Origin of the sequence: Niastella caeni, assembly GCF_004834005.1 — a bacterium.
In the GTDB taxonomy this organism is placed as follows: domain Bacteria; phylum Bacteroidota; class Bacteroidia; order Chitinophagales; family Chitinophagaceae; genus Niastella; species Niastella caeni.
Map to the genome: position 1 here is coordinate 443,139 of NZ_STFF01000001.1, position 24,681 is coordinate 467,819.

At 44.6% G+C, this 24,681-nt stretch carries 15 protein-coding genes; 8 read left to right on the plus strand and 7 right to left on the minus strand.

All coding sequences use genetic code 11. The features are described 5' to 3' along the window. Nucleotides 1–15 precede the first annotated feature (15 nt). The 3 genes from FAM09_RS01815 to FAM09_RS01825 form a co-directional block, all read right to left on the minus strand. Nucleotides 16–3,225: a SusC/RagA family TonB-linked outer membrane protein gene (locus FAM09_RS01815; protein ID WP_136575368.1), complete on the minus strand. Its 3,210-nt coding sequence runs from the start codon at nucleotides 3,223–3,225 to the stop codon at nucleotides 16–18. A gap of 436 nt (nucleotides 3,226–3,661) precedes the next feature. After that, nucleotides 3,662–5,734 (minus strand): helix-hairpin-helix domain-containing protein, encoded by a 2,073-nt coding sequence (locus FAM09_RS01820; RefSeq protein WP_136575369.1) that lies wholly within the window; start codon nucleotides 5,732–5,734, stop codon nucleotides 3,662–3,664. Continuing rightward, a complete protein-coding gene (locus FAM09_RS01825; protein WP_136575370.1) occupies nucleotides 5,731–6,552 on the minus strand; it encodes a hypothetical protein in 822 nt (273 codons plus the stop codon). The genes FAM09_RS01820 and FAM09_RS01825 overlap by 4 nt, the downstream gene beginning before the upstream one ends. 109 nt (nucleotides 6,553–6,661) lie before the next feature. Here FAM09_RS01825 and folD point away from each other — a divergent pair, with 109 nt between their 5' ends. The 6 genes from folD (at nucleotide 6,662) to FAM09_RS01855 (ending at nucleotide 16,858) form a co-directional block, all read left to right on the plus strand. Further along, on the plus strand, nucleotides 6,662–7,537 hold the full coding sequence (gene folD / locus FAM09_RS01830; RefSeq protein WP_136575371.1) for a bifunctional methylenetetrahydrofolate dehydrogenase/methenyltetrahydrofolate cyclohydrolase FolD: 876 nt from the start codon (nucleotides 6,662–6,664) through the stop codon (nucleotides 7,535–7,537). Nucleotides 7,538–7,598: 61 nt separating this feature from the next. Beyond that, a complete protein-coding gene (locus tag FAM09_RS01835) occupies nucleotides 7,599–8,327 on the plus strand; it encodes a 7-carboxy-7-deazaguanine synthase QueE (RefSeq protein WP_243751562.1) in 729 nt (242 codons plus the stop codon). Nucleotides 8,328–8,716: 389 nt separating this feature from the next. Continuing rightward, entirely contained in the window at nucleotides 8,717–10,624 is a 1,908-nt protein-coding gene (locus FAM09_RS01840) for an OmpA family protein (RefSeq protein ID WP_136575372.1), read from the plus strand. Nucleotides 10,625–10,836: 212 nt separating this feature from the next. Continuing rightward, nucleotides 10,837–11,955, plus strand: a complete 1,119-nt coding sequence (gene dprA / locus FAM09_RS01845) for a DNA-processing protein DprA (protein ID WP_136575373.1) — start codon at nucleotides 10,837–10,839, stop codon at nucleotides 11,953–11,955. Nucleotides 11,956–12,505: 550 nt separating this feature from the next. Further along, nucleotides 12,506–15,826 (plus strand): preprotein translocase subunit SecA, encoded by a 3,321-nt coding sequence (secA, locus tag FAM09_RS01850; protein ID WP_136575374.1) that lies wholly within the window; start codon nucleotides 12,506–12,508, stop codon nucleotides 15,824–15,826. Nucleotides 15,827–16,354: 528 nt separating this feature from the next. Continuing rightward, nucleotides 16,355–16,858 (plus strand): methyltransferase family protein, encoded by a 504-nt coding sequence (locus FAM09_RS01855; protein WP_136575375.1) that lies wholly within the window; start codon nucleotides 16,355–16,357, stop codon nucleotides 16,856–16,858. A gap of 100 nt (nucleotides 16,859–16,958) precedes the next feature. On the opposite strand, the gene FAM09_RS01860 is transcribed toward FAM09_RS01855, so the two are convergent. The 4 genes from FAM09_RS01860 to FAM09_RS01875 form a co-directional block, all read right to left on the minus strand. Next, a complete protein-coding gene (locus FAM09_RS01860) occupies nucleotides 16,959–17,780 on the minus strand; it encodes a 3-keto-disaccharide hydrolase (RefSeq protein WP_136575376.1) in 822 nt (273 codons plus the stop codon). A 185-nt stretch (nucleotides 17,781–17,965) separates the two neighbouring features. Beyond that, nucleotides 17,966–18,556: a c-type cytochrome gene (locus FAM09_RS01865; RefSeq protein WP_136575377.1), complete on the minus strand. Its 591-nt coding sequence runs from the start codon at nucleotides 18,554–18,556 to the stop codon at nucleotides 17,966–17,968. Nucleotides 18,557–18,759: 203 nt separating this feature from the next. Further along, on the minus strand, nucleotides 18,760–20,067 hold the full coding sequence (locus tag FAM09_RS01870) for an amidohydrolase family protein (protein WP_136575378.1): 1,308 nt from the start codon (nucleotides 20,065–20,067) through the stop codon (nucleotides 18,760–18,762). A 46-nt stretch (nucleotides 20,068–20,113) separates the two neighbouring features. Then, the gene (locus FAM09_RS01875) at nucleotides 20,114–23,200 is read right to left on the minus strand and encodes an amidohydrolase family protein (RefSeq protein WP_136575379.1); all 3,087 of its coding nucleotides are present in this window, start codon (nucleotides 23,198–23,200) and stop codon (nucleotides 20,114–20,116) included. Between the two features lie 100 nt (nucleotides 23,201–23,300). Here FAM09_RS01875 and deoC point away from each other — a divergent pair, with 100 nt between their 5' ends. After that, on the plus strand, nucleotides 23,301–23,975 hold the full coding sequence (gene deoC, locus FAM09_RS01880) for a deoxyribose-phosphate aldolase (protein ID WP_136575380.1): 675 nt from the start codon (nucleotides 23,301–23,303) through the stop codon (nucleotides 23,973–23,975). A 253-nt stretch (nucleotides 23,976–24,228) separates the two neighbouring features. Beyond that, nucleotides 24,229–24,654: an SPOR domain-containing protein gene (locus FAM09_RS01885; RefSeq protein ID WP_136575381.1), complete on the plus strand. Its 426-nt coding sequence runs from the start codon at nucleotides 24,229–24,231 to the stop codon at nucleotides 24,652–24,654. Nucleotides 24,655–24,681: the final 27 nt, after the last annotated feature.

Sequence of the window (24,681 nt, forward strand, 5' to 3'; positions counted from 1 at the left end):
ATGCATTTAATATGATTAGAATTGTACTGTGATGGCTCCACCAAATAAACGGGAAGCAGGAGACTGGAATGAGCTGCTTATACCAAACGTGTTGTTGGTAGAAGAATAGTTAAACTCAGGATCGCCCCATTGGTTTGATTTTGGCACAATAAGAAGCAGGTTCTTCCCGATAGCGCTCACAGTTAACCGTTGAATGATCTTACCACCACCGATCCATTTAAGCGGAATGTTATAAGAGATATTCACCTCTCTTAACCGCCATGCAGCAGCGCTTGCAAAATAGTTGGTACCAATTTGCGCATTGGTAGAAGCACCGGTCCAGAAACCATAGTTACCATCCTGTACCTGAATATTGGTATTCTGTACATACTTTCCACTGGCATCTTTATAAACTGAATTAGGGAATACAAACCGTTGACGGCCATATTCTGCACTACGTTCAGAAATACCGGCAAAATCCATATCAGATCCCATACCGGCATAGAAATAATGACCGCCTTTGTAATCCCAGGTCATGCTGGCAGAAAAGCCACCAATTGTATAAGAAGGAGTAAAACCTAATACCCAAAGAGGTAATGATCTTCCTCTGATCACCATTTCACCTGATTGTGTAGGATTACCGGTTTTTGAATCCACGATCACTTTTCCGGTTTCAGGGTCTCTTTCATAATCGGTTAATTGAAAACCGAAAGCAGGTTTACCTACTACAGCAATATTATTTGCAGTTGGTGAGCTGGCTGAGTTTTGAGTAAAACCAGAGTTACCACCAATCACCACAGGCGCATCGTTTAAAGTGCGGGTTACTTCATTATCGTTGTAAGTAACATTCATCCTGAATTCAATACGTCCCTGACCAATCCTTACCAATGGCGTCAGATTCAGGTCAAACTCTACCCCTTTGTTTTTAAAATCGGCAGCATTGGCCAGACTTAAAGGATAGCCGGTAGCTGCAGATTGGGTAACAGCCAGGATCTGATCGGTATTATTCTGATTGAAATAGTTGGCTTCTACATTGATGCGGTTACGCAAAAAGCCTAATTCAATACCAACTTCTGTTGTTTTCACAAACTCTGGTTTCAGATCAGGGCTTGGGAAAATATTATCAGCAGTGAATCCGGATACGGTACCAAAAGGGAAACCGCCTGCTTGCGAGAACGTAGCTTCGAGCGCATAAGCTCCCAGGTTTACGTTACCCGATTTTGATAAGGCACCTCTTATTTTTGCAAATGAGATTATTTTACTATTCTGAATGAAAGGTAAAGCGTCTGAAAGGATCACCGCGGCATTGGCGCCAGGATAAAAGAAAGAACGGTTTTCTTTTGACAAACGGCTGTCCCAGTCATTTCTTCCGGTAAACTCAATATTTGCCCATCCTTTATAACTAAAACCTACAGTTCCATAAGCAGATAACAACCTGGATTCTATAACAAAGTTATTTCCGCCATCAACCGTTGTTGAACTACCGGTATATTTAGGAACAAATGCATCACCGCTGCGTATGGCCACATTATATAAATAAGGTATTACCAGGTTATTACCGCCTATAGCCACATTTTTTGCGCGGTTCTGGCGTACCATACCACCAGCCAGGTAGCGAACATTGAAATCTTTATTGATCTTTTTATCACCACTCAGGTAGTAATCGAGGTTTATCCTTGAAGAGAAAGACTGTTCGTCATATACATTACCGGGCCGTGGAGTATATTGGGTAGCGTTACGATTTTCATCGGCCCATTTGCTTACTTCTACCGGCGCTGTGGTATTTTTAAAATTATTAAAGCCCAGGTTGGTGCTCACCCTTGCAGTGGCTTTCAACCAGTCGGTGATTGTAAAATTCACATCCAAATTACCGATCAGGTCATCTGCACGGCCTTTTTGGCGAACGTTTCCGATAACCCAATATGGGTTAACCGCAAACTCATTGTAATAATTTGAGAACTGTGCAAACTTATCGTTCCTCCAGTCTTTATAAGATAATAAAGGAATGTTGCTGGGGGTTTGCATTACCAGGAAAAAGATACTACCATTGTAGGCAGGGAACAAATTGGCAAAACCTGCTTCGTTAACTACATCGTAGTTCTGTAAAATATAGTTCAAGCCATAGTTCACTGAAAGCCGGCCATAAGTTTTTGCCGCATTGAAACGGAAGCTGGTCCTGCGGTTCTCATCATGAGGCATTAAACCCTGGATCTTGGCATCCTGTATACTTGCATAAAAATCTTCACCGGAAACCGATACGGTATTCTGCCAGGTTAAACCGGTGTTCCAGAATTTTACTTTGTCTTTATAATGCAGATCTGAATAAGGACCAGACTGAATAGTACCGTCTTCCAGCTCTACACCTATATCTTTAGTAGTACCATCGAACCGGGGCCCGAATTGCTGGTTTTCGTATGGCACATACAGGTAGTTACCATAATCATCAACTTCTTCACCGGCACCAGCGCCAAATGAGCGTTGCATTTTAGGGAAATAAGCTACGCGGGCAGCCTGTAAAGCTGAGCTGAATGTAACGTTCAGCTTTTTACCCGATCCCTTTTTAGTTGTAACGACAATTACGCCGTTCACCGCATCGGGGCCATACAACTGGGCAGAAGCCGCACTTTTCAGTACCGTTAATTCCTGGATGTCATCAGGCGGAATAGAGCTCAGGAACCCCAGCGGTGTTGGCGCTCCGTCTACAAGCAGCATAGGTTGGTTGTTACCGGTAAGCGAGCGAATACCGCGAATGTTTATCTTGGCATTTTCAAACACCCCGCTATTAACGGTAGTTACCGATACACCTGATACTTTACCATTTAATGCTTGTTGAACGTTCACCGATTTAGCCTGGTTAAGTGTTTTACTGGTTACCGTAGTAGCCGCATATCCTAATTCTTTGGCCTGCCTTTTAATACCCAATGAAGTTGTCACCACTACAGTAGACAATTCGTTGGAGATCCTTGTAAGGGAGATATTAAATACATTCCCTGCACCGGCTGTGCTTACTTCCTGCGTCTCCAATCCAGATGCACTGATCTCCAGCACAGCATTAGGCGGAACACTTAATTTAAAATTACCGGCTTCATCAGCAGCGGTCCCAACTTTTGATTTTTTGATTTTGATGGAAGCGAAGGGAACCGGGTCTCCTTTATCATCTGTAACCCGACCCGAGATATGGCGATCTTGCGCGAACGCCACAACCGATAGCGCTAATGCTATCAGTAGTGATAGAATTTTTCTCATGAGACTTGTAGATTTTTTTAATTGATGTGTGTAATCCCGAAAACGAAACGTTTAACAAAAAAGTTAAATCTTGTGCAAATAAAGTAAATTTTACTAACCGGTAGACAAACCGAATTCTACAAATGCTGCAAGCAGGCACCACACAATATTTTTCATTTCTAGAAAACTTCAATACTATTTCAATCACGCTGAAACGTACGCCTGCACTGGCTTACAAGCAGCCACTACACTGGGTTTCAAAGCTTTTATTTTAAACTAAAGATTATGAGTTGTTAATAATTTTTTCCTATCATGACAATTTAGGTATTTCAGAATTACACAAGCGGCAAATTTATATAATCATAAATCACCGTATGATGTATAACCGAATACACCGTAACCTTTAATAAAATTTTAATTCGCTTAACAATTGTTAAACAAACACCAGGCAGCATTGTTACCGCTTTGTAAAAATAATCTGCAGTTTGAAATCAGCTTTGTTATACGCCTCAATTGCATCTTCCATTGCCTCAACTGCAGGTTTAGATGGATAAACAGTTTGTGCAAACGATAAAGAGAAGAGGCAATTAAACTTTTTTGAATGCTGCTTCACCTGACGGGGCATTAACCGGTAGTTAACATTGATAACATACCGCAGGGCTTTATTAAATAATGCGGGGATAGAAAAATTATACAAAACCGTGTTTTCCCAGGCATAGATCCTGCTGTTATACCCATCCGTTTCAATATATTGAATGCGGGCATTGAAGAAAAATGGTTTGAAAGCAGGCTTCACATGCACATCGGTATAAAACATAAAACCGGTTTCATTTTGCTGTTTATTACTGGCATACCAAACCGTTTCAACCCGGCTGCGTAATTCAACTACCCTATTAAGCCGGTAACTGATGTGCGTACGCCAGTTTAACCGGGTAACCGGTGCTAGCGGCTGAATAGCCCTACTTGTATCAGCCATATTCTGCCATTTTGTTTCATGCCTGAACCGGGTATATATCTCTACATACTTATTAGGAGTAAAATCTATCTGTACCAGGTATTCATGTCCGCCCGATGGCGCATTCACCTGGTGTTTCAGCCAGGGAAAACTGAAAATATCTGCATATACATCCAACTTCCAACGTGGGACCGGCCGAATGGATAAGCCGGCATAGCAGCCATTTTCATTTACCGGCAAACTGTTTTCAGTAAATGCATTGCTGAAAAGGGATTGGTACTGACTGCTGATATTACGATAAACAATAGCCAGATCTACTTTCGGATCAAGGCTGGCCAGCAGTCCATGCACCATAGCCCTGTTAAACAATTTATCAACGGCTACCTCGCCATATACATGCATATTGCGGAACGTATAGCCATAATCGAAACTATAATTACTCCAGCGTTGACCATTGATGGCGAACAGATCATAGGCCGCACCAGCCGGTTGTAAGGGTTTCGAAAAACTATACTGCACTGCATTTATGCCAAGATGCGATCTGTTATTGGCCAGCTTCAAAGCGCCACCGGCTGTAACACATTGCACATTATTACGGTCATTGAGCTCGGCCAGGGTTCTGTTATACCCGCTGGTTATTATAGAAGAAATATATTCCTGCCCATTCAGCAAACTATCTATCACCAGGTTGGTATTCAATTTACGGAACGAACCAAAGATCGTACACTGGATGCGTTTCTTTTGCAACGTAATGCCAACGCCCCGGTGAAAATTATATTCACCGGCGGAATTATACGGTTGTAACGCCGGCCCCTGCCGTTTTATAAATAATGCATTCGCGCTTTTCTTAAATGCCATTCCCTGCCATTGTATCAATCCCTGACCAAAGCCAACGGTGAAATCACCAATAGCCAGCGATTGAATAATACCCAACTTGCGGGCAAAGAAATGGAAGGAATAAAAATCAAACCCGTTCTTTTGCGCGCCTTTAAAAAATTGTTCGCCCGCATCTTTATCGCCGGTTATTCCATATTGTAACAGGCCTTTAAAATTGTATTTATAACGGAATAAAATAGCTGCTGCATTACCCAGGTAGGCGTTGGTGGTTTTACTGTATTCGCTGGAATTGTTTACCCTTCTGGCAAACCGCCATAGCATCGTTTGCTCGCCATGGCCAAAACGTTCACCCAAACGCTCCACTATATTTTTTGGATTGCTAACCGTAACAAAGGGCAGTAGTTGCTTAATGACAGGTATATCCCAGGCCGGCACAGCCTGTAATTCGTTCACATCTAACAAAGGCCCCAGCATTTTACGGTAAAGCAGGAAATTGCTGATCTGCAGGTCATTCAATAAACGCAGCCCTTTCAAATCGTTCTCAGTTGCTTCATTCAGGTTCAATGGATGCTTTTGCCAATACTCCAACTGTTGCCAGTGGGTATCATCTTCTGTAAGGCCTTCCTGCCGTTCGGCCTGGCTTTCGAGTTGTTGTTCATTAACCGGCGCCGTTTGCCTTTCCTGTGCTGAAACAGCTATTCCCTGCAGGGTTAACCATATGGCAAACGGCCATTTCACGGTTCGGCTTTTTGTTTTCCATAAAACAATAATAACAACCCGGGCGAAAGCCCCAGTTGAGGATGGTAACGCACACTTACATCGGCGCGGCAGTTTTTCCATTGCCAGCCCATTCCCACATATGGCGATGAAGTAGCCGTAGTAATACCAGCCCGTACAAAAAACCTTTCGGGTACAATTATATATTGTAATCCCGCCTGCACATTTACAGGCTGGTCTTCTTCTTTTGTAATTTCCGCGCTCAGGAATAATTGCTTCGACACTTCATAGCCAGCGCCAAACTGGTAAACGGAAGCCAGCTTTTCGGTTGAATGATTGCGAAAATGGCCGCCCACCGGGTTAGCTATATGAATACCGGTGATGAGGGTTTCACTTATCTGCCACTGGCTGCCCACTTCAAAACCCACCGCCGCATCATTGCCATAGCCCGCTATATGCATCAAATTATAATTACACTGAATGCCCAGGCTAACACGCCCCAAATTCTTTCCATAAGCAACTGCCACCTGGCTTTCGTTAAAATCGCCGAACCCCGCATATTGCAATGCAACACCTACCCCACCCCGGTTCACCGGCATGGCCGCGGTAGCCATGTACATGGAAAGCTCCTTCAACCCATACTTTTGTTCGGTGTAAAAACCAGCACTGGTGCGGGAAAGGCTGCCCAGGGCAGCCTGGTTGGCAAGAAAGGAAAACGATTGGGTAAAATGATGACTATATGCGCCCAGGCCGGTGTATAATGTACCCGGCGAGTAACGAATTGACTGGCCAACAGCCAGGCAGGGGATAAGATAGAATGGCAATAACAGTTTTCTCACAACAGCAAGCTTTCAGAAATTAAGCCATTAAACATATTCAAAATACATAATATAAAAAATTTTTTATTCTCCTTTAGGGCAACTTACCGCAGCCCTTTACCTTTGCGCCATGAAAATTTTAGATGGGCAGCTTGTATCACAGGCTACAAAGGATGAATTGAAGATTAAAGTGGCTCAACTGGTAGCCGAAGGAAAAAAAGTGCCACACCTGGCCGCCATCCTGGTAGGAACCAATGGCGCCAGTGAAACTTACGTAGGCTCAAAAGTAAGAACCTGTGAAGAGATCGGGTTTCGCTCTACTCTCGTGCGCCTCGAAGATACCATCAGCGAATACAAACTGCTGGAAACCATTGAACAACTGAACAATGACATGGATGTTGACGGCATTCTGGTTCAATTGCCTTTGCCCAAGCACATTTCAGATGAAAAAGTGATCAACGCCATTCATCCTTCAAAAGACGTAGACGGATTTCACCCCGTGAGCGTAGGCAAAATGGTGCAGTCGCTTCCCACTTTTATACCAGCTACTCCGCACGGCATTATGCTAATGCTGGAACATTATAAGATCAATACCAAGGGTATGCATGCGGTAGTGATCGGTCGCAGTAATATCGTTGGCCGTCCCATGAGCATCCTGCTCAGTGCCAATACCAATCCTGGTAATTGTACCGTTACAATTTGCCATTCAGCCACCAAGAACTTAAAGGAACTGTGCCTGCAGGCCGACATCATAGTAGCTGCCTTAGGCCGGCCGGAGTTTGTTACCGCCGACATGGTTAAAGATGGCGCAATTGTAATTGACGTAGGCATTACCCGCGTAGCCGATGCTACCAAAAAACGTGGCTATGCGTTAAAAGGGGATGTACAATTTGATACCGTTTCGCCCAAATGCTCCTGGATCACTCCTGTACCAGGTGGCGTTGGCCCCATGACCATTGCCGCGCTGATGAAGAACACGTATAATGCTTGTCTCACAAAACACTAATGTTTCATTGTTTGTAGGTTGTAGCATTAGAGAGTGTAGGACATAATTAGCAAATTCGAAAATGTGCCAATTCGCGCATTCGGTAAGCCTGCCTGAAACCGGTTTGCACGAAATTCAGGCATTTTCGAATTTTCACATTTGCCCGGTTTTTATTACGAATTTTGTATTGATGACAAAAGCTTCTATAGATACGATTCAATATCCCGTTATGGAATCCTTCTACACTTTGCAGGGAGAAGGGTATCACCAGGGAAAAGCCGCTTATTTCATTCGCCTGGGCGGATGTGATGTAGGCTGTGTGTGGTGCGATGTAAAAGAAAGCTGGGATGCATCAAAACATCCTACACAAACAATTGAAGAAATAGTAGCTGGCGCCAGTGCTGAGCCCGGCCGAATGGTGGTGATCACCGGCGGTGAACCGTTGATGCATAACCTCGATGAACTCACCAACGCCTTGCACGAAGCCGGCTTTCAAACCAATATAGAAACATCCGGCGCCTGGCCGGTAAGCGGTTCCTGGGACTGGATCTGCCTTTCTCCCAAAAAATTCAAAGCCCCCCTGCCCGAAATATTACCCCTGGCCAACGAATTGAAAGTGGTGGTATATAACAAAAGCGATTTTGAATGGGCTGAAAAATATGCCGCGCTTGTTTCGCCTGCCTGTAAATTATTCCTGCAACCCGAATGGAGTAAATCGGCTACTGTAACGCCGCTTATTATCGACTACATCAAGAATAATCCCCGGTGGGAATTTTCCTTGCAATTGCACAAGTATATACATGTGCCGTAATATATGGCTGGATGGTTGATGGTTCAATGGTTGAGATGCCTGCATTTCGGATAGCTCGCAAATAATGCGAAATTCCCGAATTTCGGAATGCGCAGCCATCAAACAATCTAACAATCACGCCATCTTGTTAATAATCAGGTTTTTCTTTAAAGCTTTGCACTTTTTTTATCTTTAGTTACCGAAATTGGTCTGGTTTTGAGGGAAGTTGACAAGTTGATAAGGTTGATAACGTTGATAAAGGAAAAGGCGAGGAAGGAAGAAGAAATAGGAGGCAAGAAATAGGAAGTAAGGAATTTGCCTCCCGACTTCATCCGCCGAAGCCTTGGCGAAGGCGGATTCACGTTTGCCGTTTCACGTTTCACGGTTGCCGATTCACGAAAAATCTTCAGATGATTAAAAAGCTTATTACAATATCCATTATTGCCGGACTGGTTTGTTCTGCTCAGGCGCAATACGACCCTGGTAAAGTAAATAAAAAAGCAAAAGCCCTGTTCGAAAAAGCATATGGCATTGCCATGAACGGCCTCTATAATGAAAGCATAAAGACGTTGCAGGATGCCATTAAAATAGAACCGCAGTACCTGGAAGCATTTTTATCGATCGCGGGCCTTTACTTCGAACTAAAAAATTACCAGGGCGCTATTGAGAACTATGAAAAAGCAAAGGCGATAGACAGCGTCTGGTTTAAAGATTATAACCTTCCCTACTCTATTAACCTGGCAGGCAAAGGAGAATTTCAAAAAGCCTTAATGGCCATTGATGACTTTTTATCATTGCCTAACCTGAACCCCCAAAGCCTCAAAGCGGCTAATTACCGTCGTAAGACCTACCAGTTTGCGATTGATTACAGCAATCAACACCCGAACGGCAATTACCGTTTTGAACCGCAGAACATGGGTGACAGCATCAACAGCACTCACCTCGAATATTTCCCCACGCTTACCATCGATGATAAAGAATTCATTTTTACCCGCAGGGTCAACGGCAATGAAGATTTTTATGAATCAAAATTCGAAAACGGCCATTGGACAAAAGCCAAACCGTTACCCGGAGATATCAACAGCAATCAAAACGAAGGCGCACAGAATATTTCGCAGGATGGGCAATGGCTTATTTTCACCGGCTGTAATTTCCCCTATGGGCATGGAAGCTGCGACTTGTATATTTCTTACCTGACACCCGAAGGATGGAGCAAACCCGAAAACCTGGGGAACAGGATCAATACCGAAGCCTGGGAATCGGCGCCGAGCCTGTCGCCCGATAAACGCGATCTGTATTTCGCCAGCAGTCGCTTCGGCGGGTATGGCGGCCAGGACCTGTATGTATGTCACCTGTTGCCCAACGGGCGATTTAGCGATCCCGAAAACCTGGGCCCTGAAATAAATACTATCGGCGATGAGAGTGCGCCGTTTATTCATGCCGACAATCAAACCTTGTATTTTACCTCTGGCGGACATTTAGGCTATGGCGGCAGCGATCTTTTTATGGCTAAAAAACAGGGCAAAGGATGGAGCAAACCCGTTAACCTGGGTTTTCCCATCAATACCATAGAAAATGAAGGCAGCCTGGTAATAGCAGCCGATGGTAAAACGGCTTATTATACCAGTGACAGAAACGATAGCAGAGGCGGGCTCGATCTGTATTCATTTACATTGCGTGAAGATGTTCGCCCCGCCCGAACGTTGTGGGTAAAAGGAAAAGTGTTTGACAAGAAAACACAAAAAGGACTTCCCTCCGCCGTTGAACTAACAGATTTGAGTACCCTTAATGTAATAAGCCGGGTTCAAACCGATGCAACGGGCAATTATTTGGTCACATTACCGGTGGGAAAAGATTATGCGTTCAATGTAAAAAGAAGAGGATACCTTTTCTTCTCCGAGAATTTCCCATTGAGCCAGAAAGCGCCTGATTCTACCTACAATATCGACATCCCATTACAACCTATTGAAACCAATGCCAGTGTTGTGCTGAAAAATATTTTCTTCGACCTGGGCAAGTTCGATCTGAAACCTGAATCAACTATTGAGCTGGATAATATTTACCAGTTATTGAAAGAAAACCCAACGCTTAAGATCCAGATCAGCGGCCATACCGACAATATTGGTAAAGCTACCGACAATATGACTTTGTCGAATAACCGGGCGCAGGCAGTGGTAAAATACCTGGTGAGCAAAGGGGTTGAAGCACCACGCCTCACTTTTAAAGGTTACGGCGCCACCCAGCCTGTTGCAGATAATAGTACTGAAGAAGGGAGAGCGCAGAACCGGAGAACGGAATTGCAGGTGATAAGTCAGTAATTCATAATTGACAGGTTATTGAGAATATAACCATCCTAAATAGTCGCCGGTTACCAGTTACCGGTTGCCAGGAAATACAGCCGTTCCGACTAAGTCAGGACGGCTGTATTTTTTAATTGTATTGCCCGGAAACTGGTACCCCGTAACCGGTAACAGTTCCTTAATACCACGAAAGCATGTATCTTAGATAAAGTATCAATGGACCATTAACCATGACGACGATAACCAACGATCTGCTTTACCAGTTGGCTTTAACGCAGGTGCCACAAATTGGCTGCGTTCATGCCAAACTGTTGATACAACATTTTCATTCTGCTGAAGCTATTTTTAAAGCCAGGCCCACTGAGCTCGAAAAAATAGAAGGCATTGGAACGGTGCGCGCCCGGTGCATTAAAACATTTAACGCGTTTGCCCAGGCTGAAAAAGAGATCGCCTTCCTGGAGAAATTCAGGATAAAACCACTTTTTCTTAACCAGCCCGAATACCCGCAACGGTTGTTGCATTGTTACGATTCGCCCACCCTCCTTTTTTACCGCGGAAATGCCAACCTCAATGCAGCCCGCATAATCGCAGTTATTGGCACCCGCAGTAATTCAACGTATGGCAAACAGGTTACAGAAAATTTAATAAAAGAGCTTGCCTCCTACAACATTCTTGTGGTAAGCGGACTGGCACTGGGCATTGACGCCATAGCTCACAGAGCTGCCGTGAAAAATAATCTGTCAACGGTAGGTGTGCTGGCGCATGGGCTCGAATCACTTTATCCGTCGGAACATACCAACCTGGCGAAAGAAATGATACAGCACGATGGCGGATTGCTAACGGAATATTATAGCGATATCACCGCCGAAAAACATCATTTTCCTATTCGCAACCGGATTGTAGCCGGCATGTGCGACGCTGTGGTAGTAATTGAAACGGGGATAAAAGGCGGCAGCATGATCACCGCAGACCTGGCCAATGGTTATAACCGCGACGTGTTTGCATTTCCCGGAAAGGTAACCGATGCCAAAAGCGCAGGCTGCAACGCCCTTATTAAAAACAATAAAGCCATTTTGCTTACCCAGGCGCAGGAATTGGCAGAAATGCTGGGCTGGAGCATGCCCGCCACTAAAAACAACCAGCCGCAAAAAGAACTCTTTGTTAATTTAAATGCAGAAGAAAAGACCATCGTTGATATTTTAACCGAAAAGCAATCGGTGCACATCGATGAATTGAACCTCCGGTGCGGTCTCAGCACCAGTTCCATGGCGGCGGCCATCCTCAATCTCGAACTTCAGAACATTGTACTGGCTTTGCCGGGTAAAATGTACCAGTTGGTATCGACCTGACCGTTTTATTAAACCAGGGGTTGTAATGGGTTATTTTACAAGCGAATAAACAGTTTACTACCCAAACACTACCTAATACAATTATAAGCAGTTGATAATTAATTATTATAGCGTTTGCAGACTACCTATTTACTACCTTTTTACTACCCAAACACTACCTAAACACAACCCAAACACTACCCATTTACTACCCCTGCACTACTCTTTCACCGTTCCTCCTTCGTATTTGGGCTACCCCTTTACTACCCACGGGGGTATAAAACAGGTAGCGAAGCACTGGAGAAAGAACGAAGCAGGAACGGTGGCATATCGGTTGACGGGATAATAGTAACTGGCAATAACCATATATTCCATTTCTCGCATGTGTTAACCCCGAATTCACACCAAACCATCAATTATTCCCTGCAAACCATTGACTTCTGTACACTGCCAACTCCCCGCTTTTTCTTACCTTTGACGTCCCTGTCAAATTGGCTCGCTATCAAAGTGTAGCATTCTTTTTGACCGGAGGTAACTTTGAAATCTTTAAAAAATAATTAACCGCTATATCATGTTAGGTTTTCTTTCAAAAATGTTCGGGGGAAGCAAGTCCGAAAAGGATGTTAAGCTGATTCTGCCGGTAGTTGAACAGATCAACAAACACTTTGCTGCCTACCAATCTCTGACTAACGATCAATTGCGCAATAAAACCCAGGAATTCAAAACCCGTATCAAAGCGCATCTCGAAAAAATCGATGCAGATATCGCCAATCTGAATAAACAAGCTGAAGAACTGCCTTTTAGCGATATTGTAGGGAAAGATGCCCTTTATCAGCAGGTAGACGCCCTTTTAAAAGACCGCGATAAACAAATTGAGGAGGTGCTGAAAGAAATTCAGCCCGAAGCCTTCGCTGTGGTGAAAGAAACGGCCCGCCGCTTTAAAGAAAATACTGAACTGACGGCTACTGCTACCGACCTCGATCGCGACCTGAGCGTTAAAAGAGATTACGTTACCATACAAGGCAATCAATCTATTTTCAAAAATTCCTGGACTGCCGGTGGTAACCTCATCACCTGGAACATGGTGCACTACAATGTGCAGCTTATAGGTGGTACCGTATTGCACCAGGGTAAAATTTCTGAAATGGCCACCGGTGAAGGTAAAACCCTCGTTTCTACCCTGCCGGCTTACCTGAACGCATTGGCCGGCGAAGGCGTGCATATTGTTACCGTGAACGATTACCTGGCCAAACGTGACTCTGAGTGGAACGGAACGATTTTCGAATGGCTGGGGTTGACGGTTGATTGCATCGACAAACACCAACCCAACAGCGCCGAAAGAAGAAAAGCTTACCAGGCCGATATTACCTACGGAACCAACAACGAATTTGGTTTCGATTACCTGCGCGATAACATGGTGCATACGCCTGAAGAAATGGTGCAACGCAAACACCACTTTGCCATGGTAGATGAGGTGGATAGCGTATTGATCGACGATGCGCGTACACCGTTGATCATTTCGGGCCCGGTGCCCCGTGGCGAAGATCAGCAATACCATATTTTACGCGAGCGCGTTCGTAACCTGTTTGAAATGCAGAAACAGGTGGTGAATAAGAACCTGAACGACGCGAAGAAATTATTTGAAAGCGGCGATGACGATCCTAAAACAGGGGGGTTATCGCTGATGCGCGCTTATCGCGGATTGCCCAAACACAGCGCCCTCATTAAATTCACAAGCGAACCAGGAATAAAAGTAAAACTGCAAAAGGCAGAAAACTATTACCTGGCCGATCAGCAAAAACAAATGCCCGTAGTTGATGAAGAACTGTTCTTCCACATTGATGAAAAGAACAACTCCGTTGACTTAACCGATAAAGGTATTCAGGCCATCACCAGGTCGGGTGAAGATCCTGAATTCTTTGTACTGCCCGATATTGGCGTACACCTGGCAGAAATTGATAAAAGCGAAATAGCCGCTGAAGAAAAATTACAACGCAAGGAAGCTATCCTAAACGAATACACTGTTAAAGCCGATCGTATTCATACCGTACAACAATTGCTGAAAGCCTATACGTTGTTCGATAAGGATGTTGAATACGTAGTAATGGATGGGCAGGTAAAGATCGTGGATGAACAAACCGGTCGTATCCTGGATGGCCGCCGCTACAGCGATGGTTTACACCAGGCCATTGAAGCAAAAGAAAACGTAAAGATCGAAGCGGCTACCCAAACGTACGCCACCATCACTTTACAGAACTACTTCCGTATGTATCATAAACTGGCAGGTATGACGGGTACCGCGGTAACCGAAGCCGGTGAGTTCTGGGATATATACAAACTAGATGTAGTAACCGTTCCTACGAACGTTGCCGCCATTCGTAAAGACCAGGAAGACCTGGTATACAAAACCAAGCGCGAAAAATACAAAGCAGTAATTGACGAAATAGAAAATCTGCGCAATGCAGGCCGGCCTGTACTGGTAGGTACAACTTCTGTTGAAGTGAGTGAGTTGCTGAGCAAGATGATGAGTGGTAAAAAAATTCCGCACAACGTATTAAACGCCAAACAGCACGCCCGTGAAGCGCAGGTAGTAGCAGAAGCCGGTTTGGCAGGCGCCGTTACCATTGCCACCAACATGGCCGGTCGTGGTACCGACATTAAGCTAGGACCCGGCGTAAAAGAAGCTGGTGGTTTGGCCATCATTGGTACGGAGCGTCACGAAAGCCGTCGCGTTGACCGCCAGTTACGCGGTCGTGCCGGTCGCCAGGGCGACCCCGGTACTTCCCAGTTCTATGTATCACTGGAAGATGACCTGATGCGTTTATTTGGTAGTGAGCGTATTGCCAGCATCATGGACCGTTTTGGATACAAAGAAGGCGAAGTGATCCAGCACAGCATGATCACAAAGAGCATTGAACGCGCACAAAAGAAAGTTGAAGAAAACAACTTCGGCATACGTAAACGCCTGCTCGAATACGACGACGTAATGAACAAACAACGTAATGTGGTTTACAAGAAACGTAACCACGCGCTGTTTGGCGAACGTCTCGCGCTTGACCTGGATAACGCATTCTATATTGTTGCAGAAGGACTGGTGAATTCGTTCCAGGAACAAAATGATTACGAAGGCTTCAAGCTGGCTGCCATCGTAAACTTCGGAATAGATAGCGCAATTGCGCCTGAAGAATTTGAAAAAGGAAAAGCCAATGATCTGGCTGAGAAATTATACCAGGAAGCCATCAACCGCTACCAGCATAAAACGGCTGAACTGCAAAGACAGGCTGTTCCGGTATTCCAGAATATCCGCACTACACAGGGAAGCCATATTGAGAACGTGGTGGTGCCATTTACCGATAACAAAAAGGGCTTACAGGTACTGGCCAGTTTGAACAAGACGCTTGAGACGCAAGGCCGCGAGCTGATCAGCGCCCTGGAAAGACAAATTACCCTGGCGGTTATTGATGAAGCATGGAAAGAGCATTTGCGTGCCATGGACGACCTGAAGCAAAGTGTGCAAACCGCTTACCTTGAGCAAAAAGATCCGCTGGTAATTTATAAGATCACCGCGTATGATCAGTTCAAGCAAATGGACAGCGATGTAAACAAAGACATCATCAGTTTCTTATGCCATGCCGCTATACCTGTAGAACAACAAGGCAATGGCCAGATACGGGAAGGTCGTGAACAAAAGACCGATATGAGCCGCATGCGCGCCAATAAAGAAGAGATCGATGCCCGTGGTGATGATTATGCCGCCAATGAACAGGACCAATACAATGACCCGGTAAAATCAGAACCGGTTCGTGTAGGCCCCAAGGTTGGACGTAATGACCCTTGTCCTTGTGGCAGCGGTAAGAAATTCAAGCAATGCCATGGCAAGGATGTGGTTTAATAGTTTGTGGTTTGTGGTTTGTTGTTTGTGGTTTGTTGTTTATGGTTTGTGATTAGGTTGAAGTTCGGGGACCACTGATTGAATTCATAGTTCTATAAATTTTTAAAGCATCTGCTGTTTGGCGGGTGCTTTTTTTATCCTTACCCATGTTAAAAAATCATTAGAACAGGTAGTTTTTCTAACGGAACAGCTTAAAACAATTGCTATCAAATAGTTATTTGCATTCAGCCAAAATCAAATTTTTTTTTTAGCTGCCAATTCAAGATAATATTTCATCATATCAGTATCGTAAGACTACTACTTAGTGGTAATTTTCCTTTTACGGCAACTCAATTTCTGCCAAAACTATGTATATTAGATTTTCAAATGCATAGCGGTGTATCCGCATACCTGCAACAATATAATCACGTATTACCTGAAGACTCCGGAGCATCTTATTGCCACGATAAGAACTTGCCTGATCGCCCTGAAAAAAGATATGAATTTTAGTGAGTAGCATTCGTATCAAAAGCTTAAAAAAACTGACATATGGAGTCGCCTTCGATTTTAAAACACTTACGTGACATCATTCTTTTACCTTTTACCGTTACATTCATTGTTCCGTATTTATTATACGACAGTAAAGATGTGGTGATACCGCATACCGTAACGCTTAAATTAATCGGCTGGCTAATAGCCGTGGCCGGTTCTGCATTGTTTGTGTATACTGTTTTCCTTTTTAAAATGCTGGGACAGGGAACGCTGGCGCCCTGGCAGCCTACCCAAAAACTGATAGTGGAAGGGCCTTACCGGTATTGCCGCAATCCCATGATCTCCGGGGTATTTTTTATGATAGTTGGGGAAGGACTTATGCTTTATTCAACCAACATTCTTGCATGGGCTGTAGCCTTTTTTATTATCAACACCCTGTATTTCATATTTGTTGAAGAACGCAGCATGATGCAACGCTTCGGCAGCGATTACCTGAAGTACAAGAAGCATGTTCCTCGTTGGATTCCAAGATTTACACCGTTCAGATTGTTGAATAGCTAATAAGCTAGTGGCTAGTAGTAAGTGGCTAGTAGGGGAATTTCATAACTCGCTACTTTTCGCAATTCCCTGTCTTTCCTACTCGCTACTAGCTACTCGCTTCTTACTTCTTGCCTAATTCAAAAGTCAAATCCTTAATCTCAACCTTCCTAAAATCAATCGGCTGCCCCTCGCTTTGCAGGGCAATGAATCCTGACGATAATATTTTGCCATCCTGTTTGATCTTCGGATCGAAGTTATTAACCACTTCGCCGCCGATCTGCGGTTTGGAATAGCGCAATACCGTATCGCCATTAATGATATGGGTGATCGATGAATCGCCCAGCACGATCAGCTCGGCACGAACCCACTGATCGGCGTCGTATGTTTTGGAAGTAGAATTTATACAGTGACGGGAATCGAGCTGGCCATTATATACAATATGGGTGCCGGGCGAACACATATTGCCGGTAGTACGCGGCTTGCCATCACCTAAACCAGCCAGCAACTGGAATTCAATAGAAATTGGCCAGTTCTGTTCTTTAGGCATAGTGCGGGGGTCCTGCGAATGGAACATGATACCGCTATTGAGCAACGTATAAGACGGTGCATCTTCTTTCCAATTACCGGTAAACCGGTATTCAACCACCAGGTGGTAGTAAGAAAAAGGCGTTTTATAATACAGGTGTCCGAACTGATCGTTATAAGCGCCGTACTGATCGTACCGCACTTTGATCATGCTATCTTCTACCCGGAAGGTATTCCCGAAATTTTCACCCACCTCATGGTGATGGATCTTTACTATCCAGTCGTTGATATCGCGGCCATTAAACAGCGATACCCAGCCGTTCTTACCAGAAGATACGGTACGTGCACTTTGGCAGGCAGCAATCGAAAAAGCAATAAAACAAAAAACGCAGTAACGAACGAATAATCCTGTTTGCATAGCGTATAGTGTTTCTAATACGGAATGAAGTTACAGGAAAGTCGGGAAATACGGTTATAAGCAGAAAGCTATAAGCCAAAAGCTGAAAGCCGAAAGCAAATACAAAATACTGCTGCAAGCTGCAAGCAAATACAGATTACGATTTACTTTATGCCTTTTGCCTCGTTGCCTTTATGCCTCTCTTATTATTGTCTATTGATCTTCGCCGTCGGCACTATATTCTTAACCGGCTTGAGGGATCTCAAATAAGCAAAAACAGCTCTCAGATCTTCATCACTCGCTTTTCTATATTCCTGCCAGGGCATAGGCGGCAACAGCGGACGGGTATTATCAAGCCCTTTGTATTTTCCTTCCCTGATAGCTTTAAAAAATTGCTGCTCGGTCCAGCTACCAATACCGGTTGAGTCAGGCGTAAGATTGGCAGAGTAAGAAATGCCCCAGGGACCTACATAATTTGTAAGCATCTGGTTAAACAAGATCCAGTTTCTGGCAGTTCCGGTATCAAACTTCGCCACTGGCATTTCAGCAGGGTGGCCAGACAACGTTCTCTCCTCATCGAAAATGGGCCCTTGCGGTCCAAACTTCTTGGGTGTATGACAGTCGTTACAACCCATGATATTTACCAGGTAGGCGCCTCGTTTTACCAGGCTGTCGGGCGAAATGGCTTCCGTATTTGTTGTAGCTGCCGTTTTTTCCTCTGCTGCGGGTTGATTACAAAAAACGAGTATTACAGCGGCCAATACAGTAACAGTTATCAGTACAGGAATTTTTTTCATAATGTGAAGCGTTTTGGTTACTAACAAATAGTGTGCGTGTAACCTGAAATTTACTTCATTATAATCCTGTATTGTATGACTTAAGAAAAAACATAATGTTTTTTGATCTTTATCAACTCAACCTCATAAAAAAAGATGTGCCACGTTCCAGCACAAAGGAAACGTGGCACAAATTATTGTGTAAACTTTATACATTCTACAACTTACTTCAACTCATATTTATACTTATATCTCTCATACAGTTGCTTTTGTTTGTTCTCCAGGCTTACTTCGCGCCCCTGAATGTAAGCATGAATAATAATGCTGGTGCGCATGTCGAGCAGGTCGCCTTCACTCACTACAATGTTCGCATCCTTTCCTGCTTCCAGCGAACCTGTTTTATCATCAACACCTAAAATTTTGGCCGAATTCAACGTTATGGCTTGCAAAGCTTGTTCTTTGGTTAAACCATACGCTGCGGCTGTGCCCGCATTAAAAGGAAGGTTACGGTAACGGCTTTCGCCATGTTCATCGTTCATTGCGAATAACACACCGGCTTTCTGCAGCATGGCAGGTGTTTTAAAAGGCTGATCAACGTCATCATCTTCGGTAGCTGGCAATGCGTGTTCATCACCCAGTACCACCGCGATATTGTAAAGCTTCAACAGGTCAGCAATTTGAAAACATTCACTGGCGCCAACGAGCACTACATCAAAGCCAAATTCTTTTACAAAATCAATTGCGATCAGCATTTGTTTAACCTGGTCGGCATGCACAAACAGTTTCTGTGTTTTATTAAACAATCCTTTCAATGCTTCATACTTCAGGTTGGTTTCCTTATGCGTGGTTTCCTGCAGGTAAGCCTTTGCCTGGCGGAACAGGGTTTTTATTTCATCGATCTTGTTCAATGCTTCTTTAGTGGGATCGGGCTGCGCTTGCTGTGTGCCTGTAAGTATCGCAAAGCGGTTGGGCCGGCTGATAAAGGAGGGCATGTTCAGGTGAATGGCATTATCCATTTTATAGGCAGCATCTTCCCAGTTCCATGCATCCAGTTGCACCACTGAAGAAGAACCGCTGATAGTGCCACCCTGCGGCGTAATACCTGCCAATAAAATTCCGTTTGCTTTCAGCGTGTTGATGATCTTTGAATCGGTATTATAGGCCACAATAGCGCGGATGCTGTTATTGTATTCACCCAGTTCCTGGAAGTCGTTTGAGCCTCTTACGCCGTTGGCAATCTCTTTCAAACCAAGGTCGGTTACCGGTAAGATCATGCCGGGATACACCTGTTTTCCTTTAACATCAACCACTTTGGCATCGGCAGGCACAGTGATGTTGGTTCCTACCTGCACGATCTTGCCATTATTAATTTCAATGGTACCGTTCTCAATAACCTGCCCGTTTCCTACATGTATGGTACCGTTAGTGAGAAATAGCTTGCCGGCATACCCTTTCGCCGGGTATACATCTTCCTGCGCCTGTATGGCCGCCCAGCATACGAGGCAGTAAATGATTATAATTAATTGTTTCATTGCTTAATTGCTTGTTTGGTTATTTGCCAATTGCAAATGTCTATTGCTAATTGGTATCATTTCCATCTATATCAACAGTGATCAGGCCATCGTGGTGGTCATGATCGCCACAGCTCAGCACAACCTGGAAACTGGGGGTTGCCGGCTGAACCGCACCACCGCTTTTTTTCTCACCCAGCATCTTTTGCACCAGGCGATTTCTTTCTGCAGCGATCTTTTTGCGCAGTTCCAGGTCGCGGGCACGGTCGAAATAAATAATACCATCAACGATCGTTTGCTCAGCCTTTGCATAAATGCTCAACGGATGATCGTTCCATATTACCACATCGGCATCTTTACCCGCTTTCAAGCTGCCTACTTTATCATCTACATGCAGCGCTTTGGCCGGGTTCAACGTAACCATTTTAAATGCTTCTTCTTCCAACATGCCGCCATATTTTACGCTCTTCGCCGCTTCCTGGTTCAGGCGACGCGCCATTTCCGCATCATCTGAGTTGATACACACATTCAACCCTACGCGTTGCATCAGCGTAGCGTTATGCGGAATGGCATCCTGCACTTCTGTTTTATAAGCCCACCAATCGCTAAAGGTAGAAGCGTTAGCGCCATGGGCTTTCATTTTGTCGGCTACTTTATAGCCTTCGAGAATATGCGTGAACGTATTTACTGTGAAATTGAATTTCTCAGCCACGCGCATGGTAGCGGTGATTTCGCTTTGTACATACGAGTGGCAGGTAATGAAGCGCTTTTTATTCATGATCTCTACCAACGCTTCCAACTCCAGGTTGCGACGCACAGGAGCTACAGGAGTGGGAGCAGTGCCTTTCTTTTTAGTAGCATTAGCAGCAGCCTCCCCTTCTTTACAACCTTTCTCATATTCGCAGGCACGGGTAAAGGCATCCATCAACACTTCTTCTACTCCCATTCGCGTATCGGGAAAACGATTGTTACTCTGTGAGGGCGTACGTTTCACATTCTCACCCAACGCAAACTTTATAAAGGGATCAGCGCCTTTAAATTTCAGTTCTTCGTCATTTACCCCCCAACGCAGTTTTATCAATTGGGTTTGTCCGCCGATGGTATTGGCCGAACCATGCAGAATGTGAGAAGAGGTAACGCCACCGCTCAACTGACGATAGATATTGACGTCTTCGGGGTTGAGGTTATCAGCGATGCGCACTTCAGAGGTTACCGATTGCGCGCCTTCATTGATAGAGAAAGCGGCAATGTGCGAGTGCTCATCAATAATGCCGGGCGTAACAAACTTGCCGGTTGCATCAATCACTTTTGCAGTGGCATCTGACAAGTTCTTTCCGATCTGTACTATTTTGCCATTCTTTATCAGCACATCGGTATTCTCCAGTATGCCCTCTTTTTCATTGGTCCAAACGGTACCATTTTTAATAAGAATGGTTTGGGCCTGGGGCAGCGAATCAAATCCATAGCCATCGAATGGATAAACTATTTTACCTAATTGCGTTTGTGGTTTTTTCTTGCTGGTATCAGGCGCCGGGGTGCCTGCTTTTGAAAAACTGGCAGTCCACAATACGTTATTACCTTCCGCATCAACGCCATTACCATTCCACACATCGCCATTTACCGTTCCGCCTAAGCGAATGGCTGCTGTGCCTGGTCTTTTCACTGTTGCAAAGCTGATGTTCACCAGTTTGCCATCATAACTGAATTTTGTTTTGATAGTATCTTTTAAAAAGATGCTGGCGTCGGTATTGCTTTTTACATCCAGTGTATAACTGTTGTTTCCATTGGCCGACTTTACCTGTAAAGTGTATTGTCCGGCAATGGGCGTCCAGTTCTCTTCTTTTACATTGTATTTATCGCCCTGGATCCAGTTTTGCAGGATCACTGTTTTTTCTTTAAACACTTCACCGGTGGTTATAATAAAACTGGCCACTTTACCGGCATCAAGGCTTCCTACTTTATCGTAAACACCCAATACGGTAGCCGGCGTTTTGGTAAGCGCTTCCAGCGCTTTGGTTTCGCTTAACCCAAATTCAATGGCCTTGCGCAAATTGGTTAGAAATTGCTTGGCATCTTTTAATTCAGTTGCAGTAAAACAAAAAGGAATATTCGCTTTTTCAAAAGCTGCAGGGTTACCAGGCGCCAGTTCCCAATGTTTCATATCGCCCAGGGAAACAAAACGCGCTTCATTGGGATCTTCCACATCCATTGCCTGCGGAAAGTTCAATGATAAAATATAAGTAGCCTTTGTAGCAGCCACGTCTTTTATGCGTTGGTATTCGTTGCCGCCACCCTTAATGATATATTGAACGCCGAACTCATCGCCAATGCGATCGGCACGCAGGTCATTCCATTTATCACCCGCATCAAAAATTTGCGGTAAAGATTGGATCTCGTTCCATGATTTCAACGACAGGTTCACACCTTCAGTAGCCGGATTGCTCTTATACCATTGCGCATCGAGGTAAGTCTGGCGCAGTAAGGCAACAGCCCCCATCATCGATGTGGGATAGCTTTGAGAAGAAGTTCCTTTACTAAATGAATAATGCGCGGAGGCTTTCTCTTTCAGCATCACCAGGTTTTCTTTTTCACTTGCCAGGCTTACCAGCGCGCCGGTACCACGGGCAATGCCATCTTTGTGGTGGGTTAATACGGTGCCAAAACCAATATCGCGCAACAGTTTTGCTTTTGCGTTATCAGTGTTGAACAATTTGGCGGCATCCGTTTCGCTTTTGATAGCCTGGTTCCAGCCAAAAACGCCTTTGATGTTAGACGTGAGTTGTGCCGGGCCCCGGTAATCGTACCCAATACTTGCTCTTTGCGCAACCGATACACCGTAATCGCTGTAAATATCAATAAACGAAGGGTAAATGAATTTACCGCTGCAATCGATCACCACCGCATCTTTGGGAATGGTTATGGAACTACCCACTGCCACTATTTTTCCCTCCCGAATGACCAGGGTGGCGTTCGTGAGCGTGGTTTGAGCATCTTTTACAATGGTAGCATTGGTGAATGCAAAACATTTTACCTGGGGATCAGCAACGCCATTTACAGGAAACGTAACCTGTGCGTTGATCACAGTTTGCATCATAAATAGCAGGCCCAACAGGAAAACGAACTTTCCTGGAGGAAAGAAACAGTACTTTCTCATGTGCTTTTTAGTTTTTATTAAATACCGGAACAAAGGCCGAATTTAGTTAAATGAACTAATTTCGGCAGGTTAAAAAGTTTTTAACCGGTTAATACGCTCCATGAACATCGCTCAATACATAGATCACACCTTGCTAAAACCCGCAACTACCATACATGAACTAAAAAAAATATGTGAGGAGGCCATTCAATACAATTTTTTTGCGGTTTGTGTGCCGCCGCCGTTGGTGAAAAATGCCCGGTCGGTATTAGCTAATAGTTCGGTAAAAACGGCCACTGTTATTGGATTTCCGTTTGGGTATTCCGTTGCCCGCGCCAAGGTGGCCGAAGCGCAACAGGCCATACAGGATGGCGCCGATGAGCTGGATGTGGTGATCAACCTTATAGCCCTTAAGAACAAAGCCTGGCAGTACCTTGAACTGGAAATGGAGTCGATCGTTGAAATAGCGCATGCCCAGAACAGGCTCGTAAAAGTGATCATTGAAAGCGGTATACTTACCAACGAAGAAATACTACAATGTTGTGAATTGTATGCAAAAACCGGGGTCGATTTTTTGAAAACCTCAACCGGTTATGCCGAAAAAGGCGCTACTATTGAAGCGGTGCAACTGATGCGGGCCAACCTGCCGTCTACTATTAAAATAAAAGCCTCCGGAGGCATTCGCACCTACGAACAGGCCGAACAATATATTCAGGCCGGAGCCAACAGGCTGGGATGCAGCGCGAGTGTGGCTATTGTGACGAGGGGTGGTTCAAATGGTTCTGCTGGGTATTAAAAGAAGCTCATTTCCAATAAGTAACTGTTGCAGGTTACAGGTCTTAAGTTACAAGGAAAGCCAAACCCTGAAACCTGGAACCTGCCTGCCGGCAGGCAGGCTTGTAACCTGAAACTACCGGGTACTTGCAACTGGCAACCCGTTGAATTATCTTTGGCGAAGATTTTGCAGAATAATCTGTAGAAGCTGCATGAAATCGATCATTATTCCAGACCAGCTCAATTTTATGCAGTCTTTAAAAAATATATTTCGCATGAAATACATTATCAGTTGTGCCTTATTAATCCTGTCCCACACTTTGTTTGCCCAAACAGATAGCAATTCCATAGTGGTTCATAAAGACCCCCGGATCGATATGCTGATCAAAAAGCAGATCCAGATCAATGAGCTTACCACACGCGACGCCCGCAGCCGTGTGCAGGGGTTCAGAATACTGGTGTTGAACACCAACGACCGCAATAAAGCCAACAGCGCAAAGGTTAAAATATACCAGGAGTTTCCCGAGTTAAAAGCCTACCTCGAGTGGAAATCGCCCTACATGAAAGTGAAAGTAGGCGATTTCAAAACCCGCGATGAAGCAGAGCCCTACATGTCTGCCATTCAGCGTTTCTTTCCTACCGGCGTATATATCGTTCGCGACATCATTGAAGTAAACCCAGATAAGTCGGGAACGTTGTAGGGTGGTTTTTACCACATTCCAACTATC

Excerpts from the sequence above, each read along its gene's own strand:
- FAM09_RS01815 (WP_136575368.1), bottom strand. The coding sequence starts at position 3,225 with ATGAGAAAAATTCTATCACTACTGATAGCATTAGCGCTATCGGTTGTG.
- folD (WP_136575371.1), top strand. The coding sequence starts at position 6,662 with ATGAAAATTTTAGATGGGCAGCTTGTATCACAGGCTACAAAGGATGAA.
- FAM09_RS01835 (WP_243751562.1), top strand. The coding sequence starts at position 7,599 with ATGTGCCAATTCGCGCATTCGGTAAGCCTGCCTGAAACCGGTTTGCAC.
- FAM09_RS01840 (WP_136575372.1), top strand. The coding sequence starts at position 8,717 with ATGATTAAAAAGCTTATTACAATATCCATTATTGCCGGACTGGTTTGT.
- dprA (WP_136575373.1), top strand. The coding sequence starts at position 10,837 with ATGACGACGATAACCAACGATCTGCTTTACCAGTTGGCTTTAACGCAG.
- secA (WP_136575374.1), top strand. The coding sequence starts at position 12,506 with ATGTTAGGTTTTCTTTCAAAAATGTTCGGGGGAAGCAAGTCCGAAAAG.
- FAM09_RS01855 (WP_136575375.1), top strand. The coding sequence starts at position 16,355 with ATGGAGTCGCCTTCGATTTTAAAACACTTACGTGACATCATTCTTTTA.
- FAM09_RS01860 (WP_136575376.1), bottom strand. The coding sequence starts at position 17,780 with ATGCAAACAGGATTATTCGTTCGTTACTGCGTTTTTTGTTTTATTGCT.
- FAM09_RS01865 (WP_136575377.1), bottom strand. The coding sequence starts at position 18,556 with ATGAAAAAAATTCCTGTACTGATAACTGTTACTGTATTGGCCGCTGTA.
- FAM09_RS01870 (WP_136575378.1), bottom strand. The coding sequence starts at position 20,067 with ATGAAACAATTAATTATAATCATTTACTGCCTCGTATGCTGGGCGGCC.
- FAM09_RS01875 (WP_136575379.1), bottom strand. The coding sequence starts at position 23,200 with ATGAGAAAGTACTGTTTCTTTCCTCCAGGAAAGTTCGTTTTCCTGTTG.
- deoC (WP_136575380.1), top strand. The coding sequence starts at position 23,301 with ATGAACATCGCTCAATACATAGATCACACCTTGCTAAAACCCGCAACT.
- FAM09_RS01885 (WP_136575381.1), top strand. The coding sequence starts at position 24,229 with ATGAAATACATTATCAGTTGTGCCTTATTAATCCTGTCCCACACTTTG.